At 39.6% G+C, this 8,974-nt stretch carries 9 protein-coding genes and 1 pseudogene; 3 read left to right on the top strand and 7 right to left on the bottom strand.

The window, feature by feature from the left end; translation table 11 throughout:
- Nucleotides 1–39 precede the first annotated feature (39 nt).
- Nucleotides 40–720 carry a dethiobiotin synthase gene (gene bioD, locus FJ354_06840; GenBank protein MBM3906368.1) on the top strand — a complete coding sequence of 227 codons (681 nt, stop codon included), beginning with the start codon at nt 40–42 and terminating at the stop codon, nt 718–720.
- Here the strand turns inward: bioD and FJ354_06835 are convergent.
- The 4 genes from FJ354_06835 to FJ354_06820 form a co-directional block, all read right to left on the bottom strand.
- Nucleotides 710–1,252, bottom strand: a complete 543-nt coding sequence (locus FJ354_06835) for a hypothetical protein (protein ID MBM3906367.1) — start codon at nt 1,250–1,252, stop codon at nt 710–712. The two genes, bioD and FJ354_06835, sit on opposite strands and share 11 nt — an antisense overlap.
- Before the next feature lie 19 nt (nt 1,253–1,271).
- Nucleotides 1,272–2,666: a hydroxymethylglutaryl-CoA synthase family protein gene (locus FJ354_06830; protein MBM3906366.1), complete on the bottom strand. Its 1,395-nt coding sequence runs from the start codon at nt 2,664–2,666 to the stop codon at nt 1,272–1,274.
- A 151-nt stretch (nt 2,667–2,817) separates the two neighbouring features.
- Nucleotides 2,818–3,372: a YkgJ family cysteine cluster protein gene (locus FJ354_06825; GenBank protein ID MBM3906365.1), complete on the bottom strand. Its 555-nt coding sequence runs from the start codon at nt 3,370–3,372 to the stop codon at nt 2,818–2,820.
- Nucleotides 3,373–3,379: 7 nt separating this feature from the next.
- On the bottom strand, nt 3,380–4,108 hold the full coding sequence (locus FJ354_06820; GenBank protein MBM3906364.1) for a protein-disulfide isomerase: 729 nt from the start codon (nt 4,106–4,108) through the stop codon (nt 3,380–3,382).
- A 327-nt stretch (nt 4,109–4,435) separates the two neighbouring features.
- On the opposite strand from FJ354_06820, the gene FJ354_06815 reads away from it, so the two are divergent.
- Nucleotides 4,436–5,485, top strand: a complete 1,050-nt coding sequence (locus FJ354_06815; GenBank protein ID MBM3906363.1) for a type II glyceraldehyde-3-phosphate dehydrogenase — start codon at nt 4,436–4,438, stop codon at nt 5,483–5,485.
- On the opposite strand, the gene thrC is transcribed toward FJ354_06815, so the two are convergent.
- Nucleotides 5,486–6,823: a threonine synthase gene (gene thrC / locus FJ354_06810; GenBank protein MBM3906362.1), complete on the bottom strand. Its 1,338-nt coding sequence runs from the start codon at nt 6,821–6,823 to the stop codon at nt 5,486–5,488.
- Nucleotides 6,824–6,925: 102 nt separating this feature from the next.
- On the opposite strand from thrC, the gene FJ354_06805 reads away from it, so the two are divergent.
- The gene (locus FJ354_06805) at nt 6,926–7,297 is read left to right on the top strand and encodes a hypothetical protein (protein MBM3906361.1); all 372 of its coding nucleotides are present in this window, start codon (nt 6,926–6,928) and stop codon (nt 7,295–7,297) included.
- 519 nt (nt 7,298–7,816) lie between these two features.
- Here FJ354_06805 and FJ354_06800 read toward each other — a convergent pair.
- Together FJ354_06800 and FJ354_06795 are read right to left on the bottom strand one after the other, a co-directional pair.
- Nucleotides 7,817–8,158, bottom strand: coding sequence for a hypothetical protein (locus FJ354_06800; GenBank protein MBM3906360.1), 342 nt, complete (start codon nt 8,156–8,158; stop codon nt 7,817–7,819).
- 47 nt (nt 8,159–8,205) lie between these two features.
- Nucleotides 8,206–8,577, bottom strand: a pseudogene (locus FJ354_06795) (hypothetical protein).
- Nucleotides 8,578–8,974 lie beyond the last annotated feature (397 nt).

Genomic DNA, 8,974 nt, shown 5'->3' with positions numbered 1-8,974 from the left:
GCGGTAAAAGGATTAATTCCATAGACTAGGAGTTTCTACATGAAGTCGATTTTCATTACTGGTAGTGACACTGGCATAGGCAAAACCGTCTTTACATGCGCCCTTGCAAGTGCTCTAAAGTCTTCTGGTATTGATGTGGGAGCAATGAAGCCTTTTGCGACAGGAATTCCGCAAAAAAACGGATTCAAATCAGAAGATGTTGAATTACTTGTAAGGCATTCAGGCGCAAATGATCCTGAATCACTGATTAATCCGTATTTTTTTCCAATTCCGACTTCGCCTTACCAAGCTGCAAAAAAACTGGGCAAAACGATAGACATTGACCTGGTTTTATCCAGCTATGAGAAATTACAATCGTGCCATGACGTCGTCCTAGTTGAGGGAATTGGCGGAATTTTGGTTCCTGTTTTGAAGGATTACTATGTTGCGGATCTGATAAAAGATCTAAATCTAGATGTTTTGATGGTGACAGGTACCAAGATTGGTTCTGTTAACCACACGTTACTTACCTTGAATGTATGCAAAAAATATGGAATAAACGTTTTGGGGTTGATAATTAACCAGACTGATACTGATGGATATGACATGCAAGAACTGGAAGAGAATTTGGTGTTTCTGAGCGGCATTGATGTCATTTGCAAGATTCCACGCATACAAAATGGTGACATCAAGACAATATCACAAATCTTGCAAAGCAACCACGTGCTGTCTAAACTTTAAAGATCTTAAGTTTTGATTGTCCCTTGCTAGTCGTTGCCTTTTTGATATCCTCAATAATATGAAAAAATGAGCCACTTCTCTCTAGTTCATATGTTTTGTATGGTAATCCAAGCGACGATTTTTGCACAAGCCAAACGTTTTCTTTAGTTGTTTGAATGGCGAGTATTTTTTCCAATCTTGGCAGTATTGATTTTACGTTTTCTGTCTTTGGGAATAAAATTACTATTGTGTCTTTGTTAGAAATCTTTAATGTTTTAACGTCTGGAATTACGATATCTAGCTCAATCTGCCCTAATGTTATTTTTCTCTGGCTTGGAATCAACGCATTAGTTAGAACAAAATGCATCACAGATTCCGCAAATGTTTCATAATTTTCAGTCTTGTTTCCGTCAAGTGAGTCAATGTCTGCCTTTGAGAATATTTCCCGCATGAATAAGTCTGGGTTTTGCGCAATCTTTTCTTGAACTATGTACTCAGGAATGCTCTGGATTGTCTGGTAAAGTCTTTCTTTGATTGGTGATGGTGTGTCCATGATGTAGATTTGCGTTCTGTTACTGGCAGTATACGTACTTGCGCTCCCCCCTACTTTCGGGAGACTTTTCAACGCTTACTAAGACAAATTCATTTTTGCCACTTAGCATGCTTTGTGTTGGGGCGCGTTTGTTTTCATGTATTTCCTCATAGTCTTTTAGCGATAGCTTGACTCGCTCGCCGATTTCTGCTTCCAAGTTCATGTTCTTGACAATTTCCTTGTATGATGGCTGAACTACGCCTGAGAACACCATTGCACTGCTTCCACTACCGTATGAGCCAAACCCAAATCTCTTCCCCTCCAAGTCGACTCCTTTTTGGAATTCAAACTCAAGACAGCTTCTAAATCCTAGGTATAGCGATGCTGTGTATAGGTTACCAATCATCGATGATGCGATTAATGAGCTGGTAAGCTTGTCCTCATAAAATGCCTGATATTCTTTGGTTCTGGTAAATAATTTGTTAAACTCGTGATCTTTGCCCATGTATTCCTCGTCTGCAAGTATTGATTCAATTGTACCGCGAGGATCTTTTGGCACAGGCTCTTCCATTCCTGTCTGTTCTACAATTCTTTTCCATCTTGGAAGGCTTCTCCATTCACGTCTTAGCAAGTATGATAGTGCTTTTTTGCCCATGTTAGAATATGGCAAGTGCATGCAAAGATAATCAATGTGGTCCAGAATTGTTTCTCCTTCCTCTAACTTGATGATTCCTGTTTCTATTGCCTTTTTCTTGTATGATTCAAATGCTTTTTTGACCTGAATTAGGTACAGTAAATTAGAGTATTGTCCGTGAACAATTGGGGTTTCTTTTCCAAACGGCCTGTAAAAGTCATACTCGTTTTTAATTGATGTTGATGTGACTCTGGAATCAAATTGTAATAGTCTTGGATTATCGTTAAGCAACATTGCAATGGCGCCTGCTCCCTGTGTGTATTCTCCAGAAGAACCCATGTCGTACTTTGCAATGTCAGATACTACGACAATTGCGTGTTTTCCTTCTGCTTCTCCCGCCCTTATCCAGTTGGCGTTATCGTACAGGGCATATGAGCCTGAAACACATGCAAATTTGCACTCTATCCCACCGCAGTGCTCAAAGGAGCCGTCTCCGTATACCTGCTCTAGCATGCCAATGACGTACGAATTTAGGGCCTTGGATTCATCCAGTGATGATTCTGTTGCGACATACAACCTACCAATGTCATCTGGGGATATCTTGTCACGCTGCATTATCTTTAGGCATGCATTTGCCGCCAGGCACGCTGGATCTTGGTTGGAATCTACAATTGCCATGCGTGATATTCCCAGTCCCTGCTTTAGCTTGACTGGATCTACTCCTCTTGCCTGGGCAAAATCAGTCGAATCTACAAACAAGCGCGGGATGTAAATGGCAATGTCGTCAATACCTGCTGCCATGAGCTACCCTTTGGATTTTTGAATATAAGGGTTGTCAGCTAAATCCATTCCATGATCGTCTAATGTGATGCAAATTACTACAAATTTGCCAATTTTACCGTTTTACAGAAATTATTTGATGATCTATCCGCGTGTTTGATCTACGAGTTTACTATTGTTCTCTTATCCAGCCTTTTTGTATGATCGGAATGTCTTCTTGTTCTCCGACTCCTGTCGCATATCGCCATATTTTGGGCATGTCTGCATTCATATTATTTTTTATCTGGATTAGGGACTCTATCTCTGAATTTAGATTAGAGTCGGCAGTAGGACATGTCTGGCAAAATTTGCATTTTTGGTCTAGCGTGATGGGATTTGTCTCAATGAGTGGATATGCCCTACATGCGAGAGGTCGCTGACTGTAAATTTTGCAGGCAAATCCACCGTGGGGGGATTTTGACCCTGTATCCAAAAATGGGCAGGTGTTGCCGTTTTGTTCCATTCCCATCATCTGGTAGGCAATGATTTTCTCTGGCTTGGAATCGTCATTTGATATTGCGATCCTCGGAACTATGTCTATGTTAATTCCTAAAGATTCTGCTAATGATTCGATTTTTTGTTTTTCATCAGGCAGAATAAGCACTCCTATTTTGCCATATTTCTTTGATGGATAATACTCTCGATCAATACAGCACTGCGAGCAATCTTTTACACAATTAAACTCCATAATCTGATTAGTTTGCCATCATCTCATCAGAGTCTAAAATATTGGCAAACACGTCATATGGCTGGGCTCCTGGAATCTTGACTATCTTGTTGTTTGGACTAATCACAAAGAATGCTGGTGTTCCACTCAATCCTAATGTTTTTGCATCTTCGGAGCTTGCCTGAATCTTTTCTGCATATTTTTCACTGTTCATGCATTCAGTGAATTTCATCTCATCTAGGCCTATTTGTTGGGCAAATTTAAGCTGGTTTTGTGCCGATGCCCAACCGTTGTTTTCACCATTCCAATTGTTGTACAGTGTATCGTGATATTCCCAGAACTTGCCTTGCTCGTCTGCACAATGTGTAGCATGTGCTGCAATGACCGAATCTGGTCCTATTATAGTAAAGTCTTTGAAGATCAATTTTGCTTTGCCTGTTTTGATATAATTGTCATTAATTTGGCGTTCTGTATCATGGAAGAATTTGTTGCAGTAAAAACACTGGTAATCACCAAATTCTACTATTGTAATTGGTGCATTTGGGTCTCCCAATATTGGAGATGCGTTGGCAGAAAAGATTGACATTTGGACCTTTTGCGGGGCCTGTTCTTGACGAATTTGGTCCATTTCTGCATCTTTGATGTCTTCTGTCTTAAATCCTGTTTCTGGCATTTGAAAATTAATTACAAAGAGTGCACCAATTATGACTACAGCTGCAATTCCTGCACCAATTCCTAGCGATGGAGCATGTATCAATGTTGTAGCCATAAACGGGATGAATTTAGTTGTTTTGTGTATTAGAACACATGCTCATTAATCTAAAGGAAATGAAATATTTTGTATGCAAACCCACAAACTCTGGACGATCATTGTTTTGGAGGTCTTCTGACCTTTACTGATACTTGCGTATTTTCTAATATCCATCACGTTGAGCAAAGAAAGTACTGCCCAAAAAATAGAATCTGGTCTAGGCGACTGTTGCAAAATTTGACTCTATATGAGAAGAGTGGATTGAACCATACGAATTGTCGCCTTCCACCTAATCTGTGAAATGTAAATAAATCCCGACTATGGGACAAAACCATGAAGCGGGTTTTTGTCAATGGGTATGGTTCCATTGGAAACAGAATCGCTCAATTCATTAAAGATGATCCTGAAATCAAGGTAATCGGAGTAGGTAAGTTTTCTCCAGATGAAAAGGTAAATGACGCCGTCTCTAGGGGCTTTGATGTTTATGTGCCGCAAAAAAATATTGACTCTTTTAAAAATTATAAAATCAAAGGGAGTATAGAAGAAGCACTATCTGACTGTGATCTTGTAATTGATGGTGCACCTGGAGGAACTGGCTTTGCCAACAAAAAACAACTCTATGAACCAAATGGTATAATGGCAATTTATCAGGGAGGCGAGTCTGTCTTTGGCGATGAACGTGTCTCTGATTTATTGTTCAATTCCCGTGTTAACTACAATGACGCCTTTGGTAAAAAACACGTCATGCAAGGAAGCTGTAACGTCACAGGAATGGGAAGAATATTGCAGCCACTCCGAGAAAAATATGGCTCTAGATTGCTAAGATTTGATGCCATACTTGTTCGGCGGTGGGCAGACATTGAGCAGACTGAAAAGTCCGTTCTAGACACAATAGAATTGTCCCCAAACCCGCACCATCAGGATGATGTCAAATCATACATGGGTAAAGATACCCCGTTGTTCATCCAGGCAATCAAGGTTCCAACTCGTCAGATGCATGTTCACATGATGAGCATACGATTCAAGGATTCGGCGCCAACCCAATCTGAGATCTTGGACTTATTCAAAGATGAATACGGTGTTGCCACGCTGTGGACTGCAAAGGGAACAAAGCAAATCCGTGATGCCGCGGAGTCTATGAAGTTTAGCTTCAAAGACACCAACATGATTCACATACACGCAAACATGATTCAAGTAATTGGGGATACGATCAAAATGGTTTACTCTGATGATCAGACTGGAATCGTGATTCCTGAAAACCACCTACTCATGCAGGCAATGCTCTTCCAAAAGCCATATGAGGAGGCATTTGTACACACCGAGAAGCTATTTCATATGGGAGAAAAGAAAAAGGCACTCGAAGAATTTTTTGCTAAAAAATAATCATTCCCTTGGTGGGTTTGCAAACCTGTTTGCTGGATTGTTATGATATTCCACTGGAAGGCTAGAGTCTTTTTGCCTGCCTGTGAGTATTCCAACTACGACATCGTCTTTTTTGATTATTCTGTTTTCAACTAGCTTTTTTATTCCTGCTGGGGTTGCACCTGATGCAATCTCACAATCAAAACCGTTTAGCCCTACAATTGACATGCCGTCAAGCATTTCAGAATCAGAGACTTTTTCCACTACCCCATTTGTAAATTCCAGAGCACGTAATCCTTTGAGTATGTTTGCTGGCCTGCCGATTTGAATTGCCGTTGCCTTTGTTTTCGGCCTGATACTACTTTCATCTAAGTGTCTGTAGTAGTTTTTTATCATCTCGGTATCTGGCTTACCCTTATTCCAACGTAGCTCTTGTCTCTCAAATTCACCATTATACAAATCGTACAGAGTGCTTGCCCCATCGGAATTTATCACCGCTATTCTTGGAACCTTTTTGATCCAACCCCATTCATATAATTCCATTAATGCCTTACCACAGCTCGAAATGTTTCCCAATGCTCCACCTGGATAAACAATCCAGTCTGGCGGGTTCCAGTTTAGGTATTCTATTGCCCTATACGGTATGGTTTTTTGTCCTTCGATTCTAAATGGGTTTACTGAATTAACCGTATAGCCTTCACGATATTTTGCATCGTCCAGTGATTTTGCTAGGGCATCATCAAAATTTCCCTGAACCTGGACAATTTGTGCACCGAATTGATACGCCTGTGATAGCTTTCCAGGAGCAATTTGTCCTGCTGGAATGTATACGTCGCACTCCATGTTTTCGTTTGCCGCATACATTGCAGCAGCTGCCGAAGTATTTCCTGTCGATGCGCAGATTATTTTTTTAGCTCCAATTAGTTTTGCATGTGTTACTGCAGTCGACATGCCGTTGTCTTTGAATGAACCACTTGGATTGTATCCTTCTGGCTGGAGCCACAATCCGTCATGATTCATTCCAATAAATTCTGCCACCTTTGACATTTGATACGGCTTAGACTGTCTTCCTTCTGCACCGTCTAATGATACTAGGTACTTTGAACATTCATCTCTATTGCCCGTGTCTATTTGGCAGAAATTGAGTAGCTCTCTGAATCTCCAAACACCACTCTCGTTGAAAATATTTCCCTGAGGGTTTCGTCGGTTATAGAATAATTCCTTTAGCTCCGGAGATGGGGTGTTTTTGTATTTTACATCAAGTAAATGTCCCCGCTCGCATTCGATGTTTCTGGAATTAATTGGATACTCTAGCCCACAAGCTGGATCTATGCATTTTAGGTAGGCGTTACTGTTCAATACAAGTTTCCACCTTAATACTGCTTTAAATTTGAATTGTTAATATTTTGGAATCAAAAGATAGACTAAGCTTTTTCAATAGTGACGCATTTCAAAAAGAAAATGGTCACGTTTGAGCAGTATCTCAAAGGCATTTTAAAACAAGTAGATGATTCACATACTTTACTGCAAAGCCTGCGTGACAAGCCAGGCGATCTAGATATCATGCGTAGAGAACTGGCAAAGATAAACGGTCTTTTTCTGGCATTGGCAAACAAACTGGCTACAAACAAGCAAGAACTAGCTGATTACCAACACATGCTTTCACCAATCAGAAAATATCTTGTAAATCACGAGTTCTTCAGAGAAATGGATACGATGACTCCGTTATATTCTGATGATCCGATGAGGCTCAAAAATCTCAGAATGTCCATTCTTGATTCCATAGAGGAAAACAATCTATTAGAGCACATCAAATCAATATTGAGGGAATAATGTCTGAGAAAAAATGTATCATTTGTGGATGCAAAGATCACAAAATTTTTGGGTGCTCAAAACACTGGTCAAAAAGTTGCAGCTGTCACAAGTAGCTATTCTGGCTTGCAAACATTGTAAATCAGCATTAAATGATTTTTCTGCCAGTATTAGTATTGAAAACCAAAGGTGATTGAAATTTGGGAACTGATCCTCTTTAGGTTTGTAACTTGGATGCAGTGTGGCGACAATGCAATATGATTCAACAATAAATCAAAATCCGCATTTTTTATGCGTTCTAATTCTTTGAGATTTGTATTTTTGTAATAATTTCATTTGTTTTATTATTTTAATTGGATTTTTTTCCACCTGAACGAATATGGAAGTTAATGCAGCATTTGCATTCTTTGGCAATACATTCGCTTACCTCGTAATGTCCGCAAATCCCGCACTCACAATGTACTTTCATCATGATAGTTAATCCAAAGTAGAATATAACTAAAACTGCATATTTTTTGCTGATTTGTTGCTAAAATGATATTATTTTTTTGATTTCTGCGGTTTTGCTGGCTTGGATTCTTTTTTTGGTTTTACACTTGATTTGCCTTCTAGTTCTTCTTTGATTTCTTCTGCCTTTTTGTCCACTACTCGAATTATTTCCTGAATGAATCCATCCAAATCGTCATCTGATACTGGTGGCTCGGATTGAGCTGCAATCTCGTTTATCGCATTAGATATCTCTGAGCTTACCTGCTCGAAGCTTTCTGGGTCTTCATAGGCTGCACTGTATAGTGACTTTAGATTGTTTACTTGGTTTACCAGCTGATCCGTCAGTGTGATGGTATAATCAGTGCCTGAGATTGAAATCTCTCGTGATGACATGATTTGATGATTTTAGAGTACTTTCTTATAGTTTTTGGTTTTGATTTTCAAAATACAATGTATTCCAGAGCAACTGCATCTGAAATAAGATTAACATGTTTGGAATTTACCACATAACCATTTTTGATATCATTGACAGAAACCCATCGATTAGTTGAGGTATAATGACTACGTGTACTGAGCTCTTTTTCAATCGTCTCAATATCGAATTCCCCCTCTTCGACTTGTTGGGTCTTAAGATGCTTTATTGTGATCAGGATCTTGTTGACCTTGACTCTGTTTCCGAATTTCCATTGGACTGGGGGATGCTCGTCTGAGACTTCAAGAATTTTTATCTTCATTTCCTTATCGCCGAATACATTGTGGCTTACGAGCATTCGCTCATCCACAAAATCCTCAAAGCTCATGGAACTGTTAATGTTGTTGGATAATTAAATACTTGTTCTGAATCTGTCACTTTCCACTAGGGTTCTTGTATGGTCTTGGTATTTTTGCTAACAAATGGCATGGTGTAATCTTTTAAGTCCAGCCTCTGGCGTTTTGCATCTATTACGGAATACGTGTTTCCGTCATAATTACACGCAAAATCTGATATCTGCTTTGACTTGTCCCATACCTTGTAGTATTCTCGTAGCTCTCTTTTTTCATATTCGCCTAGACCAATTCGCTTTTTGGATAGAAACTTGAACGCAAAAATTACCTCTCGTGTTTGATACAGCTCAAAATTATCTACCCATTTCATACAGCGAATTATCTGATCGTATGGCACGACAAGTGAATTTGTGGTACCTGATTTTGCCTCTATTGTAAATATGG

This window comes from Nitrososphaerota archaeon, from assembly GCA_016872055.1.
Classification (GTDB): Archaea; Thermoproteota; Nitrososphaeria; order Nitrososphaerales; family Nitrosopumilaceae; genus Nitrosotenuis.
Note: the sequence above shows the minus strand (reverse complement) of the source record. Positions and strands in the feature narration are given on the sequence as shown.